The sequence below is a fragment of the Stenotrophomonas sp. AS1 genome, from assembly GCF_048957655.1.
Classification (GTDB): Bacteria; Pseudomonadota; Gammaproteobacteria; order Xanthomonadales; family Xanthomonadaceae; genus Stenotrophomonas; species Stenotrophomonas bentonitica_A.
Window position 1 is genome coordinate 1 of the sequence record NZ_JARVXM010000019.1, and the last position, 1,108, is coordinate 1,108.

Genomic DNA, 1,108 nt, shown 5'->3' on the forward strand with positions numbered 1-1,108 from the left:
GGCCTTGGATTCAACCGATCGACGCAACGGTTCGTCGGTATCGCTCGACGGGTGTTTCGTAGCCTAACGTCTTGCGGGGCCGCTCGTTCAGTTGGCGGGCAACTGCATCAAGCTGAGCTTGAGAGATATTGGCAAGGCTGACGCCCTTAGGGAAGTACTGTCGCAGTAGTCCGTTGGTGTTCTCATTGGTGCCGCGTTGCCAGGGATGGTGTGGGTCGCAGAAGTAGACTTGGATGTCGGTGGCGAGCGTAAAGCGGCGATGCGCCGCCATCTCTTTGCCGCGATCCCAAGTCAGAGATCGGTACAGTTCCCGAGGCAGGCGGCGGGCACTTTTGATCAGCGCATTCACCACGGTCTCAGAGTCCTTTCCGTCAACTTTGACCAGCATGACGTAACGGGTTTTGCGCTCCACGAGCGTCGCAATCTGGCTATCGCGGTCACCAAATAGCAGGTCGCCCTCCCAGTGGCCAGGTACTGCCCGGTCCTCAACCGAAGGCGGACGCTCACTGATGGAGATCGTGTCTTTGATCCTGCCGTGATCAGCTGTTTTCTGTGTGTGATGCCGTGAGCGGCGCATGGCACGAGTCCGCCGTAGGTGCGCCAACAGCTCCTGCTTCAGGGCTCCTCGGGACTGGATGTAGAGCGTTCGGTAGATTGTCTCGTGAGACACCTGGCGGCTCGTATCTTCAGGATTGGTGCGTTTCAACCAACCGGACACCTGCTGTGGTGACCATTGCTGCTTCAGCTTTGCTGCCACTCTCATCGCAGGGGCCCGTCCGAGCGAGCTCGCAATGGCACGCATGGACTTCCCAACAGCCACACCCCGGGAGATTTCTTCACGCTCCGCCAAGCTTAATACGCGCTCTGATCGGCGGCGTGGGACTGGCTGGATACCTCCGGACTCGGACAGAACCGAGCGAACCGAGCTATGGTGACGGTCAAATAGAGTTGCAATCTTGTGCAGCGATTCGCCTCGTCGCCATCGCTCCCACATCAGAGCCTTCTGGGCGTCGCTGTAGTAGATCCTTGGCCTGCGCTCCATCTGCAACACTCCTGCTGCCGGTAAGCAGTCTTCAGTGTGTTGCGTCGACCGGTTGAATCCAAGGCC

1 protein-coding gene is annotated in these 1,108 nt (G+C 58.9%); it reads right to left on the minus strand.

Annotated elements, in window-relative coordinates:
• Positions 1-10 precede the first annotated feature (10 nt).
• Positions 11-1,042: an IS30 family transposase gene (locus tag PV764_RS20275; protein WP_421117430.1), complete on the minus strand. Its 1,032-nt coding sequence runs from the start codon at positions 1,040-1,042 to the stop codon at positions 11-13.
• Positions 1,043-1,108: the final 66 nt, after the last annotated feature.